The sequence below is a fragment of the Streptomyces sp. NPDC020983 genome (assembly GCF_044333485.1).
Taxonomy (GTDB): domain Bacteria; phylum Actinomycetota; class Actinomycetes; order Streptomycetales; family Streptomycetaceae; genus Actinacidiphila.
On record NZ_JBIRRA010000009.1, the window covers coordinates 365,791 to 387,593 of the forward strand.

Annotated in this window: 18 protein-coding genes; 12 read left to right on the forward strand and 6 right to left on the reverse strand. The window is 74.1% G+C overall.

The features are described 5' to 3' along the window. Positions 1 to 137 precede the first annotated feature (137 nt). Entirely contained in the window at positions 138 to 2,708 is a 2,571-nt protein-coding gene (locus ACH4SE_RS22565; protein WP_398545212.1) for an MFS transporter, read from the reverse strand. Between the two features lie 202 nt (positions 2,709 to 2,910). Continuing rightward, positions 2,911 to 3,360, reverse strand: a complete 450-nt coding sequence (locus ACH4SE_RS22570; protein WP_398545213.1) for an SRPBCC family protein — start codon at positions 3,358 to 3,360, stop codon at positions 2,911 to 2,913. A gap of 126 nt (positions 3,361 to 3,486) precedes the next feature. Here ACH4SE_RS22570 and ACH4SE_RS22575 point away from each other — a divergent pair, with 126 nt between their 5' ends. From ACH4SE_RS22575 to pssA, 9 genes are all read left to right on the forward strand, one after another. Continuing rightward, the gene (locus tag ACH4SE_RS22575; RefSeq protein WP_398545214.1) at positions 3,487 to 4,539 is read left to right on the forward strand and encodes an Rv2578c family radical SAM protein; all 1,053 of its coding nucleotides are present in this window, start codon (positions 3,487 to 3,489) and stop codon (positions 4,537 to 4,539) included. A 354-nt stretch (positions 4,540 to 4,893) separates the two neighbouring features. Then, positions 4,894 to 6,738, forward strand: a complete 1,845-nt coding sequence (locus ACH4SE_RS22580; RefSeq protein WP_398545215.1) for a 3-hydroxyacyl-CoA dehydrogenase family protein — start codon at positions 4,894 to 4,896, stop codon at positions 6,736 to 6,738. 99 nt (positions 6,739 to 6,837) lie between these two features. Further along, positions 6,838 to 7,629 carry a TetR family transcriptional regulator gene (locus tag ACH4SE_RS22585; protein ID WP_398545216.1) on the forward strand — a complete coding sequence of 264 codons (792 nt, stop codon included), beginning with the start codon at positions 6,838 to 6,840 and terminating at the stop codon, positions 7,627 to 7,629. Positions 7,630 to 8,032: 403 nt separating this feature from the next. Beyond that, complete coding sequence (ccrA, locus tag ACH4SE_RS22590) at positions 8,033 to 9,442, forward strand: crotonyl-CoA carboxylase/reductase (RefSeq protein ID WP_398545217.1); 1,410 nt, start codon at positions 8,033 to 8,035, stop codon at positions 9,440 to 9,442. Continuing rightward, positions 9,439 to 11,475, forward strand: coding sequence for a protein meaA (locus ACH4SE_RS22595; protein ID WP_398545218.1), 2,037 nt, complete (start codon positions 9,439 to 9,441; stop codon positions 11,473 to 11,475). The genes ccrA and ACH4SE_RS22595 overlap by 4 nt, the downstream gene beginning before the upstream one ends. Before the next feature lie 2 nt (positions 11,476 to 11,477). Then, the gene (locus tag ACH4SE_RS22600) at positions 11,478 to 11,996 is read left to right on the forward strand and encodes a MaoC family dehydratase (RefSeq protein WP_398545268.1); all 519 of its coding nucleotides are present in this window, start codon (positions 11,478 to 11,480) and stop codon (positions 11,994 to 11,996) included. Between the two features lies 1 nt (position 11,997). After that, entirely contained in the window at positions 11,998 to 13,212 is a 1,215-nt protein-coding gene (locus ACH4SE_RS22605; RefSeq protein ID WP_398545219.1) for an acyl-CoA dehydrogenase family protein, read from the forward strand. A 192-nt stretch (positions 13,213 to 13,404) separates the two neighbouring features. Beyond that, on the forward strand, positions 13,405 to 14,052 hold the full coding sequence (locus tag ACH4SE_RS22610) for a phosphatidylserine decarboxylase (RefSeq protein WP_398545220.1): 648 nt from the start codon (positions 13,405 to 13,407) through the stop codon (positions 14,050 to 14,052). Continuing rightward, positions 14,039 to 14,890 (forward strand): CDP-diacylglycerol--serine O-phosphatidyltransferase, encoded by an 852-nt coding sequence (gene pssA, locus ACH4SE_RS22615; protein WP_398545221.1) that lies wholly within the window; start codon positions 14,039 to 14,041, stop codon positions 14,888 to 14,890. The genes ACH4SE_RS22610 and pssA overlap by 14 nt, the downstream gene beginning before the upstream one ends. Positions 14,891 to 15,159: 269 nt before the next feature. On the opposite strand, the gene ACH4SE_RS22620 is transcribed toward pssA, so the two are convergent. Beyond that, a complete protein-coding gene (locus ACH4SE_RS22620; RefSeq protein ID WP_398545222.1) occupies positions 15,160 to 16,296 on the reverse strand; it encodes a glycerate kinase in 1,137 nt (378 codons plus the stop codon). A 101-nt stretch (positions 16,297 to 16,397) separates the two neighbouring features. Here ACH4SE_RS22620 and ACH4SE_RS22625 point away from each other — a divergent pair, with 101 nt between their 5' ends. Next, positions 16,398 to 16,901 carry an NUDIX domain-containing protein gene (locus ACH4SE_RS22625; protein ID WP_398545223.1) on the forward strand — a complete coding sequence of 168 codons (504 nt, stop codon included), beginning with the start codon at positions 16,398 to 16,400 and terminating at the stop codon, positions 16,899 to 16,901. A gap of 6 nt (positions 16,902 to 16,907) precedes the next feature. Here the strand turns inward: ACH4SE_RS22625 and ACH4SE_RS22630 are convergent, their stop codons facing one another. Next, the gene (locus ACH4SE_RS22630) at positions 16,908 to 18,317 is read right to left on the reverse strand and encodes a PLP-dependent aminotransferase family protein (RefSeq protein ID WP_398545224.1); all 1,410 of its coding nucleotides are present in this window, start codon (positions 18,315 to 18,317) and stop codon (positions 16,908 to 16,910) included. A gap of 47 nt (positions 18,318 to 18,364) precedes the next feature. Between ACH4SE_RS22630 and ACH4SE_RS22635 the strand changes: the two genes are divergently transcribed. Then, a complete protein-coding gene (locus ACH4SE_RS22635) occupies positions 18,365 to 19,564 on the forward strand; it encodes an MFS transporter (RefSeq protein WP_398545225.1) in 1,200 nt (399 codons plus the stop codon). On the opposite strand, the gene ACH4SE_RS22640 is transcribed toward ACH4SE_RS22635, so the two are convergent. Together ACH4SE_RS22640 and ACH4SE_RS22645 are read right to left on the reverse strand one after the other, a co-directional pair. Then, a complete protein-coding gene (locus ACH4SE_RS22640) occupies positions 19,537 to 20,007 on the reverse strand; it encodes an SCP2 sterol-binding domain-containing protein (RefSeq protein WP_398545226.1) in 471 nt (156 codons plus the stop codon). The genes ACH4SE_RS22635 and ACH4SE_RS22640 overlap by 28 nt on opposite strands. Positions 20,008 to 20,255: 248 nt before the next feature. Further along, complete coding sequence (locus tag ACH4SE_RS22645) at positions 20,256 to 21,155, reverse strand: aminoglycoside phosphotransferase family protein (protein WP_398545227.1); 900 nt, start codon at positions 21,153 to 21,155, stop codon at positions 20,256 to 20,258. Positions 21,156 to 21,455: 300 nt separating this feature from the next. Here ACH4SE_RS22645 and ACH4SE_RS22650 point away from each other — a divergent pair, with 300 nt between their 5' ends. Then, entirely contained in the window at positions 21,456 to 21,788 is a 333-nt protein-coding gene (locus ACH4SE_RS22650; protein WP_398545228.1) for a hypothetical protein, read from the forward strand. Positions 21,789 to 21,803: the final 15 nt, after the last annotated feature.

Here is a 21,803-nt window from a genome sequence, read left to right on the forward strand (position 1 = left end):
CGAGCCGCGCGGACGCCCCCGCGGCCGGCCGGTGGTCTCGGACGGAACCGGGCGGCCCGTGCGGGTCGTGACGGTCCGCGCCCCCGTGGGACGTGCCGGCGCCGTGCGGCGCGGCCCCTGGTGCACCCGCGCGCGGGCTAGTCCGGGTGGCCCAGCTGGAGGTCGCGTTCGGTGCGGCCGCCGCCCGCGACCTGGAGGACCGTGGCCACCGGCGGGTAACCCGCCGCGATGACGGTGTACTCCCCCGCCGCCAGGTCGACGAAGCGGAAGGTGCCGTCGGGGCCGGTCGTGACGGAGTCCACGACGTTGCCCGCCGCGTCCAGCAGGGTCACACGTGCGTCCTCCACCGTGCGGCCGCCGGGCGCGCGGACGGTGCCGCGCAGGACCGCGCCGCCGGCCAGCTCGACGTCCTGCCGGGTCTCGCGGGAGGCCTGGACGGTGACGGGGAGCGCGGCCGGCCGGAAGGCGGGGGCGCTCGCGGCCAGCGTGTACTCGCCGGCGACGAGCTCGGTCAGGACGTACTCGCCCTCGCGCCCGCTGCGGGCGGTGCCCACGACGTCGCCGCGGACGTCGGTGAGCGTCACGACGGCCTGGCGCACCGGTGTGCCGTCCGCGGTGCGCACCGCGCCGGCCAGGCGCCCCGCGCCGCCGAGGACGACGTCGAGGTCGACCGGGTGCTCCCCCACCGTGACACTGACCGCCTGCGGCTGGTGCCCGCCGGCCGCGGCGATGAGCACGTAGCTGCCCGCGCCCGGCGCGCTGAGGGCGAAGCGGCCGTCCGTGGCGGTGGCGCCGCGGCCGACCTGCCGGCCGGTGCCGTCGATGAGGGTGAGCGCGGCGAGGCCGACCCCGCTGCCGTCGGAGTGCTGGACGTTGCCGCACACGGCGACCCCGCTGTGCTGCGGGGACGCGGCCGTCCGGGCGCCGGGCAGCTGCGGGTCGCCCGCCGTGCCGTCCAGGTGCCCGGCGGGGCCGTCGTACGCGGTGGTCGTGGCGGTCGCGGCCCCGGGGCCGTGCTGGGTGACCAAGGGTTTCTCCTTGAGCAGGAAGGCGAAGAGGAAGCCGAGGACGAGCACCGGCACCAGGTAGAGGAAGATGCGCGGCATGGCGTCGGCGTAGGCCCGCACGTAGCCGTCGCGCACCGCCGCGGGCAGGGTGCGGACGAGTTGCGGGGTGACCGACTGCGGGTCGGGCAGCCGGGCGCCGTGCGGCAGTTCGACGGCGAGGCGCTTGCCGAGGCGGTCGGCGAAGAGCGTGCCGAAGACGGCGGCGCCCACGGAGCCGCCGATCTGCCGGAAGTAGTTGTTGGCGCTGGTGGCGGCGCCGATGTCGGAGGGGCGTACGGAATTCTGCACGGCGAGCACCAGCACCGGCAGCACCAGGCCGATGCCCAGGCCGAGCACCGCCATGTAGACGCTGTAGGTGACCTGCGGGGTGTCCGCGTCCATCAGGGACAGCAGCCACATGCCGGCCGCGGACAGGGCGCCGCCCAGGACCGGGAAGACCTTGTACCTCCCGGTGCGGCTGATGAGCTGGCCGCCGACGACGGAGGCGACGACGACGCCGAGCATCATCGGGAGCATCAGCAGGCCGGAGCTGGTGGCGCTCGCGCCGTCGACCATCTGCAGGAAGGTCGGCAGGTAGCTGGCGGCGCCGAAGAGGGCGACGCCGACGACGCAGCCGATGACGGCCGTGACGTTGAAGACGCCGTCCCGGAAGAGCCGCAGCGGGATGACGGGCTCGGCAGCGTACCGCTCCACGACCAGGAAGAGCAGCGCGCAGCCGACGGCGCCCGCGCCGAGCCCCAGGATCTCCCGGGAGCGCCAGCCGTAGGTGGAACCGCCCCAGGTGGTGAGCAGCACCAGGCAGGTGGAGCCCGCGGCGAGCAGCAGCGCCCCGAGCACGTCCAGTTTGGGACGGGCGGCCGGCGTGGGCAGTTTGAGCACCAGCGCGATGACGGCGAGGGTGACCAGGCCGAAGGGGATGTTGACGGCGAAGCACCAGCGCCAGGAGGCGTGGTCGGTGAAGAAGCCGCCGAGCAGCGGTCCGGCGACCGAGGCGAGCCCGAAGGCGGCTCCGATGGTGCCCATGTAGCGCCCGCGCTCCCGGGGCGGGACGATGTCCGCCATGATCGCCTGGACGCCGATCATCAGCCCGCCGCCGCCGATGCCCTGGACGGCGCGGAAGGCGATCAGCTCGTTCATGGAGCGCGACCAGGCCGCCAGCGCGGAGCCGGCGACGAAGGTCAGGATCGCGAACTGGAAGACGCCCTTGCGGCCGAAGAGGTCGCCGAGCTTGCCGTAGATCGGCAGGCCGATCGTGGAGGCCAGCAGATACGCGGTGACGACCCACGACATCCTGTCGAGGCCGTGCAGCTCGCCGACGATCTTGGGCAGTGCCGTCGCCACGATCATCTGGTCGAGCGCGGCGAGCAGCAGGGCCAGCATCAGGCCCAGGAAGACCAGCCGGACCCGGCGCGGCGCCAGACCGGCGGGCCCTGCACCCTCCGGCTCCTGCGCCTCGCCCTGCGCGTCCCGCGGGGGGCCGCCGCCCGCGTCCAGCAGGACGACCGCGCCCCCGGCGCTCTCCGCCGCCTCCCGCGGGCCGGGGCCGCGGGCCCCGCCCCGCTCCCCGTCCTCGCCGCTCCCGCCGCCTGTGCCGCCCTCGGCCAGTGCCGCCGTCCGCGCCGTGAGCGCGCTGCCTGCCACCCGTCACTCCCCTCGTCACACCTGCTCCGCCACCGTCTCCGCCATGAGGCGACAACGAAGCAGGGGCGCGGCGATTCTCAGGAAGTAGGCAGAACCACCCGTATCAGTGAAAGATCGTGAAACCGGTCGGGTGACGGCCCGGGCCAGGGCGGCGGGCGGCGGTCCGGCCCCGTCCGCGGCGGCCGGGCGGCGGGGCCCCGGCTCAGCCGCCGGTCTCGACCTCGGCGGCGAACTTCGCCAGGATCTCGTCGTAGATGCGGTTGAGGCCCTTGGGCGCGAAGGTGCGCTCGAAGAAGCCGCCGACGCCGCCCGCGCCCTGCCAGCGGGTCGTGGCGACGACCTTGCTGCGGCCGCCGCCGGCGTCGCTCACCGTCCAGGCGGTGGTCATGCTGGAGTTGCGGTCGCTCTCCAGCAGCTGCAGCTCGGCGGGAGCGGTGACGTCCAGCAGGCAGTCGCGCACCCGCTTGCTCGTGGCCTGGAGCCGCCAGTGCACGAGAGTGCCGGCACCCTTGCCGCCCTCGCGCACCTCGTACTCACTGAACTGCTCAGGCAGCACCCGGCCGCGGGTGCCCGCGTAGTCGGCGAGGGCCGCGTAGACCCGCTCCGGCTCCGCGGCGACGATCCGCTCGGTGGTGGCCTCGACCAGCGCCATTGATTCTCCTCGGTCCGTGTCGGTGCGCGTTCCTCACGCGCCGCACAAGCCAACCACACCTGATTTTCGAATCTGTGTTCTATTGTGGAGGAGAACGGCACACCGGACGACCGCAGGGAGGGCGCGATGCGCTGGGAACAGCTGGGCGGGGAGGACGCGACAGCCGCGCTCTTCGGCACCGACGCGGTGACCCGCCGGTTCGACACGCCCGAATTCCGCGGCATCACCTTCCACGAGGTGCGCGCCCGGTCGATCCTCAACCGGGTGCCGGGCGCGTCGCGCATGCCCTTCGAGTGGACGGTGAACCCCTACCGCGGGTGCAGCCACGCCTGCGTCTACTGCTTCGCGCGCAAGACGCACAGCTACCTGGACCTGGACACCGGGCTCGGCTTCGACACCCAGATCGTGGTGAAGACCAACGCACCGGAACTGCTGCGCCGGGAACTGGCCGCGCCGCGCTGGCGGGGCGAGCACGTGGCGATGGGCACCAACGTCGACTGCTACCAGCGCGCCGAGGGCCGCTACCAGCTGATGCCCGGCATCCTCGCCGCGCTGCGGGATCGCGCCAACCCCTTCTCGATCCTCACCAAGGGCTCGCTGATCCTGCGCGACCTGGAGCTGCTGCGGCAGGCCGCGCGCGTCACGGAGGTGTCCATCGCGCTGTCGGTCGGCTTCCTCGACGGTGAGCTGTGGCGCAGCGTCGAGCCGGGCACCCCGTCCCCCCAGACGCGCTTGGCGGTCTGCCGCACCCTCGCGGAGAACGGCATACCGGCGTCGGTGCTGATGGCGCCGGTGCTGCCCTTCCTCAGCGACTCGCCGGAGCAGCTGCGCGCGACGGTGCGGGCGATCGCCGCCGCGGGCGCCGGCTCCGTCACCCCGCTGGTGCTGCACCTGCGGCCCGGCGCCCGGGAGTGGTACATGGCGTGGCTGGCCCGCGAGCACCCGCATCTCGTTCGGCGCTACGAGGCGATGTACGCGGGCGGCTCGTACGCGCCGACGTGGTACCAGCGCCGCATCACCCGCCAGGTGCACGAGTTCGCCGCGGAGTTCGGGTGCGGCCCGGCCGGCGGCTTCCGCAGGGCGGGGGCGGACGGCGGGGCGGCCCGGGAGCGGGAGCCGGAGTCCGGAGGGGAGCGGGACCGGGCCGAGCCGGGCGACACGCAGCTGACGCTGCTCTGACGCCGCGCGGAGGCGGCCGTCCGTGCGCCACGGGGGCGCGCGGGCGGCGCCCGGCTCCACTCCCCGGGCCGCTCATCTGTCGGCGACCCAGATCACATGCGCGCGGGGGTGGCGCTCAAGTTACCCGCCGGTTACCCTCGAAAGCACCGTGCGAGGCGGCCTGGTGACGCAGCCGCCGCGCACCGCACGACCACGTTCGGTCCGGCATCGTCGCGGCCCGGCCCCGGGACAGGGCCGGGCCAGGTCTCCCGCGGGCGCGCCCCCACCACACCGGCTGCCCCGCGACTCCACCCACCCTCGTCCCGCCGTGCGCGCCGCGGCGCGCACGCGCTTCCCAGCGTCTGGAGTCACGCGATGTCCCGTCCCTCCGCACCCCCCGCGTCACCCGCATCCGCCACCCGCGCGGCGCAGCCCGCCGCCGCTCCCCTGTCCGTCGTCGCCGTCGTGGGCCTGGGCACCATGGGCACCGGGATCGCCGAGGTCCTGACCCGCGCCGGGCACGAGGTGATCGGCGTGGACACCGACGCCGGCGCCGCCCGCCGCGCGGTCGCCGCCCTGGAGCGGTCGACGGCCCGCGCGGTGGAGCGCGGGCGCTGCACCGCGGACGAGCGGGCCGACGCGCTCGCCCGCTTCCGCACCTTCCCCGACCTGCGGGCGGCCGCCGCCGCGGATCTGGTCGTCGAGGTCGTCGACGAGCGCTACGAGGTCAAGCGGGACGTCTTCACCGCCCTGGACCGGCTGGCCAAGCCGGAGGCGATCCTCGCGACGGGCACCAACGCGCTGTCCGTGACCCGCCTCGCGGCCGAAACCGGGCGCCCCGACCGGGTGCTGGGCCTGCACTTCTTCGCGCCCGCACCCGCCATGAAGCTGGTCGAGGTCGTCTCGACGGTGCTGACCTCGCCGCAGACCACGGCGGCCGTCACCGCGCTGGTGCGCAGCCTCGGCAAGGAGCCGGTCCCCGTCGGCGACCGGCCCGGCTTCATCGCCGACGGCCTGCTGTTCGGCTACCTCAACCAGGCGGCCGCGATGTACGAGTCGCGCTACGCCACCCGCGAGGACATCGACGCGGCCATGCGGCTCGGCTGCGGCCTGCCCATGGGACCGCTCGCGCTCCTGGACCTGATCGGCATCGACACGGCCACGACCGTGCTGGACGCCATGTACGAGGCCACCAGGGACCGCCTGCACTCCCCCGCACCCGTGCTGCGCCAGCTCGCCGCGGCGGGGCTGCACGGCCGCAAGTCCGGCCGCGGCTTCTACCGCTACCAGGCGCCGGGCAGCTCCGCGGTCGTACCCGAGCCGGGCCTCCCTGACGTCACGGCCGCACCCGCCGCCCGCGGGCGCGAGGTCCGCACGGTGGGCGTGGCCGGGTCCGGGACGATGGCGACCGGTATCGCCGAGGTCTTCGCCAGGTCGGGCTTCCCGGTGCTGCTGGCGGCCCGCAGTCCGGAGAAGGCCGAGCAGGCGGTGGCGCGGGTCGCCGCGGGCCTGGACCGCGCGGTGGCCCGGGGACGGCTGGACGCCGGGCAGCGGGACGCGGCGGTGGCGCTCGTGACGCCCGCCGTCTCCTACGACGACCTGGCGCCGGCCGATCTGGTGGTGGAGGCGGTGGCGGAGGACCTGTTCGTGAAGCAGGAGCTGTTCCGGACGCTGGACAAGGTGTGCCGCCCCGGCGCGGTCCTGGCCACGACGACGTCCTCCCTGCCGGTGGTGGCGATCGCCCGGGTGACCGGGCGCCCGCAGGACGTCGCCGGGATGCACTTCTTCAACCCGGCGCCGGCGATGAAGCTGGTCGAGGTCGTCTCCACCGTCCTGACCGGGGAGGACGTGCGGGCGACACTGCACGGGGTGTGTGCGCGGGTGCGCAAGCACCCGGTGGACTGCGGGGACCGCGCGGGCTTCATCGTCAACGCGCTGCTCTTCCCGTACCTCAACAACGCCGTGAAGATGCTCCAGGACCACTACGCGAGCGTGGACGCGATCGACGCAGCGATGAAGCTCGGCGGCGGTTACCCGATGGGGCCCTTCGAGCTGCTGGACGTGGTGGGCCTGGACGTGTCGCTGGCCATCGAGCAGGTGCTGCACGACGAATTCCGCGACCCGGGCCTGGCGCCCGCGCCGCTGCTGGAGCATCTGGTGTCCGCGGGGTGCCTGGGCCGCAAGACGGGCCGCGGCTTCCGCGAGTATGCCCGCCGCTGAACGCCCGGGAAGCGCCGCGGCCGTGCCCCGCCCGCCCCGAACTGGGGCTCTTTTCCCCCGGGTGCCGGGCGGGGCGGTCCGCCGTGTTACGTTCCCCACATGCCCCAGTCCGCGAAGTCCGGCGTCCCCGAGGCCGCGAACGTCCCCCGTGCCGCCGCCCAGCGGCAGCGCGTGCGGCAGGACCTGGCGGCGGCCGCGATGCACCTTTTCGCGACGCAGGGCTACGAGGCCACGACGGTCGACGAGATCGCGGCGGCCGCGGGTGTGGCGCGGCGGACCTTCTTCCGGCACTTCCGTTCCAAGGAAGAGGCCATCTTCCCCGACCACGACGACACGCTGGTGCGCGTGCAGGAGGTGCTGGACTCCGCCGACCCGCACGAGCACCCGCTGGACACGGTGTGCCGCGGCATCACCGAGGTGCTGCGGATGTACGCGCAGCTGCCCGAGGTCTCGGTGGAGCGCTACCGGCTGACGCGCGAGGTGCCGACGCTGCGGGAGCGCGAGATCGCCTCGGTGGCCCGTTACGAGCGCCTCTTCACCCGCTATCTGCTGGGCCACTTCGACGAGAGCGCGCAGGGCTACGGCGACGACGACCCGCTGCTCGCGGAGGTCGCCGCCTCCGCGGTGGTCGCCGCGCACAACCACGTGCTGCGGCGCTGGCTGCGGGCGGACGGTAAGGGCGACGTGGAGGCGCAGCTGGAGCACGCCTTCGACGTCATCAAGGCGACCTTCGGCACGGGCATCGGGGCGGGGCGGATACCGTCCCGGGGCGCGGCCTCCCGGCCCGCGACGGTGACCCGGCAGGACGAGGTCGTCGTCGCGGTGGCGCGCACCGACGCCTCGCCCGCGCAGATCCTGCGCAGCATCGAGGAGGCCCTCCGCAGGGCCTGATCTCCCCACCTGCCACGAAAAGCCCGCTCGGCGGCCGTCCGGATCACCCGGGCGGCCGCTGTTGCCTGCCGCCCCGGGCGGGGTGACACTGAAAAGAAAAATATGGCACGCAGTGTCTTTACGACTGGCACGCGGTGCCATACGGTATCCCCAGTCCGGGCGGACGGCCGCGGTGACCCCCCGCAGGCCGGCTGTTCCCCATGGCCCGGACGCCTGCGTCACAGGCCCTCCGCGCCACCGCGCGGTTCCTTCGCTCCACCCGTTCCGTTTCCGTCCTCGCCGGACCGACGACGGCACCCTCACCCCACCCGACCCCAGCGTTCCCCCGGCGTCCCGCCGCAGCCGCGCACCCGCGGCACGCGGCGGGGCACGGCGGCGGAACGCTTCGCCGGAGGCGAGTCACATGAAGGAAATCCTGGACGCCGTGATCGCGGCCGAAGGCCCCGGCAGCAGCGCCGACTTCGCGGCCCTGCCGCTGCCCGAGTCCTACCGCGCGGTCACCGTGCACAAGGACGAGGCCGAGATGTTCTCCGGCCTGGCCACCCGCGACAAGGACCCGCGCAAGTCGCTGCACCTGGACGAGGTGCCGGTGCCCGAGGTCGGCCCCGGCGAGGCGCTGGTCGCGGTCATGGCCAGCTCGGTGAACTACAACTCGGTCTGGACGTCGATCTTCGAGCCCGTCTCGACCTTCGCGTTCCTGGAGCGCTACGGCCGCACCTCACCGCTCGCCAGGCGCCACGACCTGCCCTACCACGTCATCGGCTCCGACCTCGCGGGCGTCGTGCTGCGCACCGGGCCGGGCGTCAACAAGTGGCGGCCGGGCGACCGGGTCGTGGCGCACTGCCTGAGCGTGGAGCTGGAGTCGGCCGACGGGCACGACGACACCATGCTCGACCCGGAGCAGCGCATCTGGGGCTTCGAGACCAACTTCGGCGGCCTGGCCGAGATCGCCCTGGTCAAGTCCAACCAGCTGATGCCCAAGCCGGAGCACCTGAGCTGGGAGGAGGCCGCCGCCCCCGGCCTGGTCAACTCCACCGCCTACCGGCAGCTCGTCTCCCGCAACGGCGCCGCGATGAAGCAGGGCGACAACGTCCTCATCTGGGGCGCCAGCGGCGGACTGGGCTCCTACGCCACGCAGTTCGCGCTCGCCGGCGGCGCCACGCCGATCTGCGTGGTGTCCAGCCCCGAGAAGGCGGCGATCTGCCGGGCGATGGGCGCGGAGGCCGTCATCGACCGCAGCGCCGAGGGCTACCGCTTCTGGCGCGACGAGCACACCCAGGACCCGAAGGAGTGGAAGCGCTTCGGCGCCCGCATCCGCGAACTGACCGGCGGCGAGGACGTCGACATCGTCTTCGAGCACCCCGGCCGCGAGACCTTCGGCGCCAGCGTCTACGTCACCCGCAAGGGCGGCACCGTCGTCACCTGCGCCTCCACCTCCGGCTACACCCACGAGTACGACAACCGGTACTTGTGGATGTCCCTCAAGCGCATCGTGGGCTCGCACTTCGCCAACTACCGTGAGGCCTGGGAGGCCAACCGGCTGATCGCCAAGGGGAGGATCCATCCGACACTGTCCCGCTCCTACCCTCTGGCGCAGACCGGCCAGGCCGCGTACGACGTGCACCGCAACCTCCACCACGGCAAGGTCGGCGTTCTCGCGCTGGCCCCTGAGGAAGGCATGGGAGTGACCGACCCCGAGATGCGTGAACGCCACCTGGCGTCCATCAACCTCTTCCGCGACGCGGCGACAGCGGCCCCGGCGGCCGCGCCGGCGCCCGCGCGGTCCGCGGGAGCCGCGGGAGCCGTCGCATGAGCGGCCCCGGGCAGCGCGACCGCCCCTGGCTGATGCGGACCTACGCGGGCCACTCGACCGCGGAGGAGTCCAACGCGCTCTACCGGCGCAATCTCGCCAAGGGCCAGACCGGCCTGTCCGTCGCCTTCGACCTTCCGACGCAGACCGGTTACGACTCCGACCACGTCCTGGCGCGCGGCGAGGTCGGACGGGTCGGGGTGCCGGTCGGGCACCTGGGCGACATGCGGCGGCTGTTCGCGGACATCCCGCTGGACCGCATGAACACCTCGATGACCATCAACGCCACCGCCATGTGGCTGCTGGCGCTCTACCAGGTGGTCGCCGAGGAGCAGGGCGCCGAACTGGCCGCCCTCCAGGGCACGACGCAGAACGACATCGTCAAGGAGTACCTGTCGCGCGGGACGCACGTCTTCCCGCCCGTCCCGTCGCTGCGGCTGACCACGGACATGATCACGTACGCGGTCCACCACATCCCGCGCTGGAACCCCATCAACATCTGCAGTTACCACCTCCAGGAGGCGGGGGCCACGCCGGTGCAGGAGATCGCGTACGCGATGTCCACCGCGGTCGCCGTGCTGGACGCCGTGTTCGCCTCGGGGCAGGTGCCCGAGGAGCGGCGCGGCGAGGTGGTGGGACGGATCTCCTTCTTCGTGAACGCCGGGGTGCGCTTCGTCGAGGAGATGTGCAAGATGCGCGCCTTCGGCCGGATCTGGGACACCGTGACGCGCGAGCGCTACGGCGTCGAGGACCCGCGGCAGCGCCGCTTCCGCTACGGGGTGCAGGTCAACTCGCTGGGGCTGACCGAGGCGCAGCCGGAGAACAACGTGCAGCGCATCGTGCTGGAGATGCTGGCCGTGACGCTGTCGAAGGACGCCCGTGCCCGCGCCGTCCAGCTCCCGGCGTGGAACGAGGCGCTGGGCCTGCCGCGGCCCTGGGACCAGCAGTGGAGCCTGCGCATCCAGCAGGTGCTCGCCTACGAGAGCGACCTGCTGGAGTACCCGGACCTCTTCGACGGCAGCCGTGTCGTCGAGGCCAAGGTCGCCGAGCTGGTGGAGCGGGCGACCGCCGAGATGGCGCGCATCGAGGAGATGGGCGGCGCGATGGCGGCCGTGGAGTCCGGCTACCTGAAGTCGGAACTGGTGGCCTCGCACGCGGCACGGCGGGCGCGCATCGAGTCGGGCGAGGAGAAGATCGTCGGCGTCAACGTCCACCAGGCCACCGAGCCGAGCCCGCTGACGGCCGATCTGGACACCGCGATCACCACCGTCGACCCGGCCACCGAGGCACGTGTGGTGGCCGCGCTGGAGGAGTGGCGGCGCGAACGCGACGAGCCGCGCGCCAAGTCGGCGCTGGCCGCGCTGCGGGAGGCCGCCGAGGGCACCGACAACCTGATGCCGGCGACCCTGGAGTGCGCCAGGGCGGGCGTGACGACCGGCGAGTGGGCGGGGGCGCTGCGCGAGGTCTTCGGTGAGTTCCGCGCCCCCACCGGGGTCGGCGGCGCGCCGGTCGCGGTGACGTCCGGCGACGGCGGGCCGCTCGCGGAGGTGCGCCGCCGGGTCGCGGCGACCGCGCGGGAGCTGGGCGGCGGGCGGCTGCGGCTGCTGGTCGGCAAGCCGGGCCTGGACGGGCACTCCAACGGCGCCGAGCAGATCGCCGTACGCGCCCGCGACGCCGGCTTCGAGGTCGTCTACCAGGGCATACGGCTGACGCCCGAGCAGATCGTGGCGGCCGCCGTGGCCGAGGACGTGCACTGCGTGGGGCTGTCGATCCTCTCCGGCTCGCACAGCGCGCTGGTGCCGGACGTGCTGGAGCGGCTGCGCGCCGCGGGTGCGGACGACATGCCGGTGGTCGTCGGGGGGATCATCCCGGCCGCGGACGCCGCCGCCCTGCGGGCGGCCGGTGTGGCGGCGGTGTTCACGCCCAGGGATTTCGGTATCACCGGGATCATCGGCCGGATCGTGGACGAGATCCGGCGCGCGAACGGGCTCGAAGAGTTCGCCGGGCTCGAAGACCCGGACAAGCTGGAGGTATGACTGTGCAGTTCGGCCGCACCTACGAGGAGTTCGAGGTCGGTGCCGTCTACCGGCACTGGCCGGGGAAGACGGTCACGGAGTACGACGACCACCTCTTCTGCCTCCTCACCATGAACCACCACCCGCTGCACATGGATGCCAACTACGCGGAGAAGACCACCGATTTCGGCCGCAACGTGGTCGTCGGCAACTACGTCTACTCGCTGCTGCTCGGCATGTCGGTGCCGGACGTCTCGGGCAAGGCCATCGCCAACCTGGAGGTCGAGTCGCTGCGGCACGTCGCGCCGACCTTCCACGGCGACACGATCTACGGCGAGACGACGGTGCTGGACAAGTGGCCGTCCAAGAGCCGGGACGACCGCGGCATCGTCCGCGTCGAGACCCGCGGCCACAACCAGGACGGCACCCTGGTGTGCGTCTTCCACCGCAAGGTGATGGTGCCGACCGCCCGCTACGTCGAGCAGCGCGGCGGCGAGCAGCCGGGCCGTCCGCAGCCGCAGCCCCTGCCGGAAGGGAAGTGACATGGCCGACCGTCTCGCACACACCGACGGGCTGACCGAGATCCAGCGGGAGATCCTGAGCACCGTCCGGGACTTCGTCGACAAGGAGATCCTGCCGGTCGCCACCGAGCTGGAGCACCGCGACGAGTACCCCCTGGAGATCGTCGAGGGGCTCAAGGCGCTCGGCGTCTTCGGGCTGATGATCCCCGAGGAGTACGGCGGCCTCGGCGAGTCGCTGCTGACCTACGCACTGGCCGTGGAGGAGATCGCGCGCGGCTGGATGAGCGTGTCGGGGATCATCAACACGCACTTCATCGTCGCGTACATGATCCGCCAGCACGGCACCCAGGAGCAGAAGGACCACTTCCTGCCGCGGATGGCGGCCGGCGAGGTGCGCGGCGCGTTCTCGATGTCGGAGCCGGGCCTCGGCTCCGACGTGTCCGCGATCCGGACGAGGGCCGTCCGCGACGGGGACGACTACGTGATCAACGGCCAGAAGATGTGGCTGACCAACGGCGGCTCGTCGAACCTGGTGGCGGTGCTGTGCCGCACCGACGAGGGGCAGCCGGCGGACGCCCCGCCGCACCGCTCGATGACCACCTTCCTGATCGAGAAGGAGCCCGGCTTCGGCCCCAACGCCACCGTGCCGGGCCTGACCGTGCCCGGCAAGATCGAGAAGATGGGCTACAAGGGCGTCGACACCACCGAGCTGGTGCTCCAGGACGTGCGGATCCCCGCGGACCGGGTCCTCGGCGGGGCCACCGGGCGCGGCTTCTACCAGATGATGGACGGCGTCGAGGTGGGCCGGGTGAACGTGGCCGCGCGCGGGTGCGGTGTCGCCAAGCGGGCCTTCGAGCTGGGCATCGGCTACGCACAGCAGCGGCACACTTTCGGCAAGCAGATCGCCCAGCACCAGGCGGTGCAGTTCAAGCTCGCCGAAATGGCCACCAAAGTGGAGGCCGCCCACCAGATGATGGTCAATGCCGCACGCAAGAAGGATTCCGGCGAGCGGAACGACCTGGAGGCGGGCATGGCGAAATATCTCGCATCGGAGTTCTGCAAAGAAGTCGTCGAGGACGCCTTCCGCATCCACGGCGGCTACGGCTTCTCCAAGGAGTACGAGATCGAGCGGCTGTACCGGGAGGCCCCGATGCTCCTGATCGGCGAGGGCACCGCCGAGATCCAGAAAATGATCATCGGACGGCGACTTCTGGAGGAGTATCGAATCCAGGGGTAAATGTCCGGTTTTGAACTGATTTATCCGAGGCAAACATCACACCGATCCGTGGTTTCGGCTGCCCGGCAGCCACCAGAACCGGCCATCGACTCGCCCTCGCGCTTGCCCAGTTACCGGTGTCAGCCGATACCATCGACCAAAGCCGCCGTCCCCAGAAGCAATTCGCGGCATCCTCCGCTACGAAGGTCTTCCATGCCCCACAGCCATTCCCCTGCACCGCTCGGCCGGGTCCGCCTCGCCCGCGGAGCATCACCGTGGCTCCTCCCGACCGTCGCCACCGCAGCGGTCTCCCTCGTCAAGGCGCGCCACTCCGGCCGCTGGGCGACCGTGGCAGTCCCCGCCACCGCCCTGGCTGCCGGGATGCTGTGGTTCTTCCGCGACCCCGAGCGGGAGATCGCCGAGGGCCGGGTGATCAGCCCGGCCGACGGCGTGGTCCAGAGCGTCATGCCGTGGAAGGACGGGCGCACCCGCGTCGCGATCTTCATGAGCCCGCTGAACGTGCACGTCAACCGCGCTCCGCTGGCCGGCACGATCTCCTCCGTCGAGCACGTCCCGGGCGGGTTCGTGCCGGCGTTCAACAAGGAGAGCGAGAACAACGAGCGGGTCGTGTGGCACTTCGACACCGCTCTCGGCGACATCGAGATGGTGCAGATCGCCGGCGCCGTCGCGCGCCGGATCGTGCCGTACGTGCCGCGCGGCTGCAAGGTCGAGCAGGGCGACCGCATCGGGCTCATCCGCTTCGGCTCGCGCGTCGACGTCTACCTCCCCGAGGGCATCGAGGCGGGCGTCGAGGTCGGGCAGACGACCACGGCTGGGGTGACACGCCTTGACCGTGACTGACGGCGACACGGCGCAGTCCGACTGGGTGACCGAACTCCAGGACGAGGTCGACGACCTCCCCCTGTCCACCCGGCTGTCCATCGCGGACGCGCTCACACTCGGCAACGCGATCTGCGGCTTCCTGGCGGTGTACTTCACCACCACCGGGGTGCTCGTCCCGCACCTGAACGGCACCAGCGACGGCGGCATGTCCAAGCACAGCGCCGCCACTGCGGTCTCGCTCATGCTGCTGGCCTCCGTCTTCGACCTCTTCGACGGCCTGGTCGCGCGCAAGCTGCGCAGCTCGGCGATGGGCGCGGAGCTGGACAACCTCTCCGACCTCATCAGCTTCGGGCTCGCCCCGGCGTACTTCGTGGTCGTGTGGGGCCTGGTCGCCGACGACGCGTACGGCAAGGTCTCCGCGGCCGCGGCCGTCCTCGTCGTCCTCGCGGTCGTGCTGCGCCTCGCGCGCTTCTCCTGCACGACGCTGCGGGACGGCGTCTTCCAGGGCATGCCCAGCCCCTTCGGGGCCATGACGGTGGTCTCCCTGGTCCTGCTGGAGCTGCCCTTCGCGCCGACCATCGCCGCGATCGTGGGTGTGGCGTGGCTCATGGTGAGCCGCGTCGAGTACCCGAAGCCGCGCGGGCGGCTCGCCGCGATCACCTTCGCCTGGACCATGGTGAGCATGGGCTGCCTCACGGCCTGGACGCTGGACGTGCCCGGCGGGCACCAGCTGCTCCAGACCGGGGCCGCGCTCCAGTGCGTGGCCGCGGCGGTCATCCCGTGCTTCGCCACGACGCGCCGTGTGAACACGATCCGCGCCAACCGCCGCGAGGCCCGGGCCACCCCCCTGCGGTAACCGCGCGTTCCCTGCCCGGCCGCGAGGAGTGAGCTTCACTCCGCGCGGCCGGGTTTGCGTTTCCCGCCGCGGGGTGCGCCCGCCCGGCTGCGCCCGCGCCGCCGGGCGGGCGTTTCCCGGGGGCGCGGGATCCGCGCGGGCGGCCCCCCACCGCCCGGCGGCCCGGAGGCGGCGGCAACGCCCCCTTCGGGCCGTGGCCACCCGCCGGTGTCGCGGGGCGGTGGGGGGCCGCCCGCGCGCCCGGTGCGCCCGGCGCGGAGCGCCTGGGCTCAGAGCAGCAGGTCCTCCGCGAGGGTGGCGGCGACGCGTTCGAGGAGGGGGCCGGCCGCGGCGATGGAGCGGGCGGGGTCGGGTTCGAGGGCGGACAGCGGGTACGCCGCGCTGATGCCCGCGGCGGCGAGCGCGGCGGGCGGCACCGCGAGCCGCCCGCACACCGCGGCGACCGGCACGCCGCGGGCGGCGGCGGCGCGGGCGACGCCGACCGGCGCCTTGCCGTGCAGCGTCTGCTCGTCGAGGGAGCCCTCGCCGGTGATGACGAGGGCCGCGCCCTCCAGGGCCTCCGCGAAACCGAGGACGTCCAGCAGGACGTCGATGCCGGGCCGGAAGGCCGCCCGCAGGGCGACGAGCGCCCCGAAGCCGATACCCCCCGCGGCCCCCGCGCCGGGCGCGGCGGCGAGGTCGGCGGCGCCGAGGACGTCCGCGTAGTGCGCGAGCGCCGCGTCGAGGGCGCGGACGTCCTCGGCGTTCGCGCCCTTCTGCGGCCCGTAGACCGCGGCCGCGCCCGTGGGACCGAGCAGCGGGTTGTCGACGTCACTGGCGAGCACGACGCCGGTCGCGGCGAGCCGCGGGTCGAGCCCGGCGAGATCGGCGGTGGCGAGGCCCGCGAGCGCGGCGCCGCCGGGTGCGACGGGGGCGCCTTCCGCGTCCAGCAGCCGGGCGCCGAGGGCGGCGAGCATCCCGGCCCCGCCGTCCGTGGTGGCGCTGCCGCCGACGCCGAGCACGATGCTGCGGGCGCCGGCGTCGAGCGCGGCCCGCAGCAGCTCGCCCGTGCCGTACGTGGTGGCGGTGCGCGGCGCGAAGACGCCGCGGGGCAGGTGGCGCAGCCCGGAGGCCTCGGCCATCTCGACGACGGCGGTGCCCTCGCGGAGCGCGTACGACGCCTCGACGGGCTCGCCGAGCGGCCCGGTGACGCGTACCGTGCGCCGCGTGAAGCCCGCGGCGACGGCGGCGTCCACCGTGCCGTCGCCGCCGTCCGCGACGGGCAGCGATGCGATGTCGAGGCCGGGCGCGGCCGCCCGCAGGCCCGCGGCGACGTGCTCGGCGACCTGCACCGCGGTGAGCGAGCCCTTGAACTTGTCGGCGGCGATCAGCACCCGCCCCGGCGACTTCCCTGCGGTGTCGGCCACTTCGTCAGCTCCCGTCCGATCAAGGTGCAGCGGCAGCTCGGACCCTATCCCGCTGCGCCGGGTGCCCCGCGCCGCGGGGCGGTGGACCGTAGATTCGAGGCATGACGACCGATTTCGCGACGTACATCGCCGGGCTGCCGAGGATTCTCGCCGGGGCCAACATGCTCTTCCGCTCGGCGGACGGCCGGGTCCTGCTCGTGGAGCCCAACTACCGTGAGGCCTGGACGCTTCCGGGCGGCACGATCGAGTCGGACGCCAACGAGACCCCGCGGCAGGCGGCGCGCCGCGAGTCGGTGGAGGAGATCGGGCTGGACGTGGAACCGGGCGCGCTGCTGGCGATGGGGTGGACGACCGCGGGACCGGTGCGTCCGCCCTCGGTGACCTTCCTCTTCGACGGCGGGGTGCTGACCGGCGAGCAGCTCGCCTCGATACGCCTGCAGGAGAGCGAGCTGGACTCCTGGAAGCTGGTCGACCCCGCCGACGTGCACCACTACCTCACCCCGAACACCGCGGGCGCCGTGCGGGCTGCGGTGGAGGCACTGGCCTCGGGACGCGGGCCCGTGGAGCTCGTCGACGGCCGCCCGGCGGCCGGCGCCGGCCGCTGACGGCGGCTACGCCCGGCCGGCGAGCAGGCCGCCGGCGGCCGCGATGCCCTCGGCGACGGCCCGCTCGCCCACGTTGCCGTAGCCGAGCACGATCTGCGCGGGTCCGGCGGCCGGGTCCGCGCGGCAGGGGCCGACGCCGTACAGGCCGACGCGGCGGAGACGGGCCGCGGTGACGACGTCGTGCTCGGTGACGCCCGCCGGCAGCCGGGCGACGGCGTGGAAGCCCGCCGCCAGGCCCGTCACGGGCAGTCCGGGGGCGTGTGCGGCGAGCGCGTCGAGCAGGGCGGCGCGGCGCGCGGCGTAGCGGACCCGCATCCGCCGCAGGTGCCGGTCGAAGCGGCCGGACGCGATCAGCCGGGCCAGAGCGAGCTGGTCGAGGGTGGCCGTGCCGCGGTCGCTGAGGTCCTTGTGCCCGGTGAGCGCCCCCGTGAGGGCGGGCGGGCACAGCACCCAGCCGATGCGCAGCGCGGGGGCGAGGGTCTTGCTGACGGTCCCGATCGCGAGGACGCGGTCGGGCGCCAGGCCCTGGAGCGCGCCGACCGGTTCGCGGTCGTAGCGGAACTCGGAGTCGTAGTCGTCCTCGACGACGACCGCGTCGCGCCGCCGGGCCCACCCGGCGAGCGCGAGCCGCCGTTCGGGGGCGAGGACGACTCCGGTGGGCCACTGGTGGGCGGGGGTGACCACGACGGCGCGGGCGCCGGTGGCCTCCAGGGCGGTGACGTCGAGGCCGTGCTCGTCGACGGGCACCGGGACGGCGTGCAGGCCCGCCGCCGCTGCGGCCGCACGGACGGCGGCCGGCGAGCCGGGGTCCTCGAAGGCCACCGTGCGCACCCCCGTGCCCGCGAGGACGCGCAGGGCCAGGGCGAGGCCCTGCGCGTAGCCGTTGCAGACGACGAGGTGCTCCGGATCCGCGGCGGCGGCGCGCACCCGGCGCAGGTAGCCGGCCAGGACCTCGCGCAGCTCGGCGCTGCCCCGCGGGTCGCCGTAGTCGAGTGCGCTCGACGGGATCGCGCGGGCGGCCTCCCGGGTGGCCCAGATCCAGTCCTGGACGGGGAAGGCGCCGAGGTCCGGCACGCCCGCCCGGAAGTCGGCCACCAGCCGCGGGGGCGCGGCCCGCTCCCGTACGGCGGCCGGCGCCTGCGCGTTCCCGGCGGCGACCCGGGTCGCGGAGCCGGGGCGGGTCACGAGGTAGCCCTCGGCCTGCAGCTGGGCGTAGCACTCCTGCACCAGCCCCCGGGAGAGGCGCAGGGTGCGGGCCATCTCCCGGGAGGACGGCAGGCGTTCGCCGACCCGCAGCCGTCCGGTCCTGATCGCGGCCCGCAGCCCGTGTTCGAGCTGGGCGCGCAGCGGCTCGCGGCTGGTCCGGTCGACGGCCAGCAGTAGTTCGGGGGACGAACCGGCCCACTCCAGCGGCATGCAACCGGAGCTTACCGGCGGGCCGGAAGGACGCTTAGCGTCGCGGTGTGACGGACATCCTCGACTCGGCCCACCGCCCTCCCGCGCCCCGCCCCCCGCTGGTGACGCGGCCGCTCCTGCTGCGCTTCGCCTCCATCCTGGGCGCCTCGGCCGGCTTCTACCTGCTGCTGCCGGTCGTTCCCGGCTACGCCGCCGGACACGGCGGGGGCGGCGGGGCGGCCGGGCTGGTGACCGGCGTGCTGATGCTCGCGACGGTCGCGGGCGAGGTCGTCACCCCGGCGCTGGCCGGCCGCCTCGGCTACCGGACCGTGCTGGCCGCCGGGCTGTTCCTGCTGGGCGCCCCGGCGCTGGTGCTGGACGCGGCGCGCGGACCGTTCTGGATCCTCGGGGTGTGCCTGCTGCGCGGTCTGGGGTTCGCCTTCACCGTGGTCGCGGGCGGCGCCCTGACGGCCTCGCTCATCCCGGCCGAACGCCGGGGTGAGGGGCTGGCGCTGGTCGGGCTCGTCTCGGGGGTGCCGGGTCTGGTGGCGCTGCCGCTGGGCCCGTGGCTGACGGCGCACGCGGGATACCCGGCGGTCTTCACGGCCGCGGCCGTCGTGACGCTCGCGGCACTGCCGTCCGTACCGGGGCTGCCCGACCGGATCCGGGCCGCCGGCCGGCCGGTCGGCCTGGCGGAGGGGCTGCGCGCGCCCGGGCTGCGGCGGCCCGCGGTGGTCTTCGCGGCGACCACCGCGACAGCGGGCGTCGTCGTGACCTTCCTGCCGCTGGCGCTGCCGTCACGGCCGGGGCTGGTCGCCCTCGCGCTCTTCGCGCACTCCGCGGCGGCGACCGCGGCCCGCTGGCTGGCGGGGCGTCACGGCGACCGGCACGGCCCGGCCGTGCTGGTCCTCCCCGCCCTGCTGCTGTCCGCCGCCGGAACGCTGCTGATGGCGGCGACCGGCAGCCGGGTGGCCGTGGTCGCCGGAGCCGTGGTGTTCGGCGCCGGTTTCGGCGTGGCGCAGAACGCGACGCTGACGCTCATGTACGCGCGCGTGCCCGCGTCCGGCTACGCGACGGTCAGCGCGGTGTGGAACGCCGCCTACGACGCCGGCATGGGCGCGGGCGCCGCCGCCTTCGGCTGGCTCGCGGCGGGCACCGGCTACTCCTGGGCCTTCACCCTCACCGGCGCCGCCGTACTGGCCGCCGTCCTCCCGGCGTGCCGCGACCGCAGGGCGGGGAGTCAGGCCTTGGGGATGTCGAAGAAGTAGGTGAGCGAGCCGGCCAGCCGGATGTCGCCCTTGAGCTTGAGCTTGCGGGTGAAGAAGAGGGTGGGCCCCGAGGCGTTGCCGGAGACGAGCTTGAGGAACTCCGGTGCCGCCATGACCAGGCTGAGCTGCGGCTCGCGGTCGGTGCGCTCGGGGGTGACGGTGCAGGCGCCGCCGCCGATGTGGGTCTCGTAGACGTCGTCGGGCCCGCCGTCCGCGGCGGTGATGCGCCAGCGGACGAGGGCGTCGCGGCCCGCGGCGGCGTCGGGCTTGAAGAGGGTGTGCATGCGTCCGAAGACCTCGTCGAGGACCCGGCGGCGCTGCGGCCCGGCCATCAGCTCGGCGATCCGCGCCGCGGGCAGGCCCTTGACGATCCGGGCGAAGTCGCGGGGCTCGACCGTGCCGAAGTCCAGGGTCTCCAGGTCGAGGTCGTCCAGTGCGGCCATCGGTCCACCGTCCTTACTCCAGAGTAAACTTACTGACGGGTAAGACTAGTTTCCCCCCGCGCCGCCCACAACCGCGCCCGTGTACGCGGGGGCCGGGGTCCGTTCGCCCGGGAGCGTGCGCCGACGGGAGGCGCGCCCCCGCCGGCCCCGGGCCTCGCCCGCGCGGTCCGGGAGCCGGCCGCACGGCGCGGCACCGGTGTCCGTGCACCGGTCCGGGCCGGGCCGGGGCCGGCCGGTCCGTGACGGCGTCAGAGGCCCTTCAGGACACGGTCGAGCGCCGACCGCCCCGCGGGCCCCCACCCCGGCTTCCCGCCCGGCAGGCCGCGGTCCCCGTTCTGGCCCATCAGCATCAGGAACAGGCTCTTCATCGCGGCCAGTCCGCGCGCCCGCCGGACCGCCGCCTCGTCGGCCCGCCCGTAGCCGTCGAAGAACCGCGGGGCGCCCCCCGCGGGGAGCAGCACCCAGGCCGCCGCGAGGTCCCAGGCCGGGTCCCCGGCGAAGACGTCGCCGAAGTCGACGACCCCCGCCAGCGTCCCCTCCGCGACGACGACGTTCGCGGGGTGCAGGTCGCCGTGAACCCACACGCGCGGGCCCTCCCACCCGGGAGCCGCGACCGCGTCGTCCCACACGGCCCGGACGTCGTCCTCGGCGACGTGGCCGAGATCCACGGCCCTGAGGAAGTGCTCGAAGCCCTCCGTGCACTCCCCGGGGTGGCCGCCGCGGTCCGAGGCGCCCGGTGCTTCGGCGGGCGCCTCCACGTGCAGCGCCCCGAGGAAGGCCGCCAGGACGTCGGCCGCATGGTCGCCGCGGGTGATCGAGCCGTGGTCGAGCGGCGTGCCCTCGACCCATGTCATGACGGTCCAGACCTTGGGGAAGCGCGCGGACGGGACGCCCTCCCGCACCGGGACCGGGATCGGCAGCGGCAGGCGCGAGGCCAGGACCGGCAGCCACCGGCGCTCCTTGAGCTGCGCCTCGGGGCCGGTGTCCATCCGCTGCATCCGGACCGCCAACTCGTCCCCGAGGCGCCACATCTGGTTGCCCCAGCCGCCCGCCACCTCGCGGACGGGCAGCGCGGCGAGGTCCGGATGCTGGTCCCGCAGCAGGTCGCGGACGAGGTCCTCGCTGATCTCGGTCCCGGGTTCGGTCATGCCGGGACACACTACTTGACGCCCACGCGGGCGACCGCGTCCCCCCGGGATCCCGTCTCCCGTCCCGGCGGCCCGGAGGGCGGCGCCCCCCGGCACCTCGGTGACCGCCGCGGGCGAGGGCCCGGAATCACGCCCGTTCCCGTCCGGCGATCGGGGACAGCAGGCAATTCGGCGACGGAGGGCAACATTTACCCCTAAGCTTCCCACTCGGCGCGGGCGAACTGCGGGTTGCCGCAGGCAATGTGCGGCCCGGGCCGCACTGTCCCCAGCGCGCACTCGCGCACCGCGAAAGGCTCCACCATGTCCCAGCCCCAGACCCAGCAGCTCGGCAACGGCCAGACCACGTCGGCCGAGAGCTTCTGGTACGTCCTGCACTGCATCGCCTTCGGCGCCGGCTACTTCGCCAAGGTCCCGGTCAAGAAGGCCCTCAGCGACTACGGCCTGGTCCAGATGACCGGCGCCGAGAAGTTCTGGTACGTGGTGCAGAACATCTTCTTCGGCTCGGGCTACATGGCCAAGGTCATCTACAAGAAGGCGCTGTCCGAGGTGCGGTTCGGCGTGCAGCCGGGTTACGGCGCGCAGCCCGGCTACCCCGCGCAGGCGGCCCCCGGCCAGTCCCCGTACGCGGGCTGACGCCCCGCCTCCCGC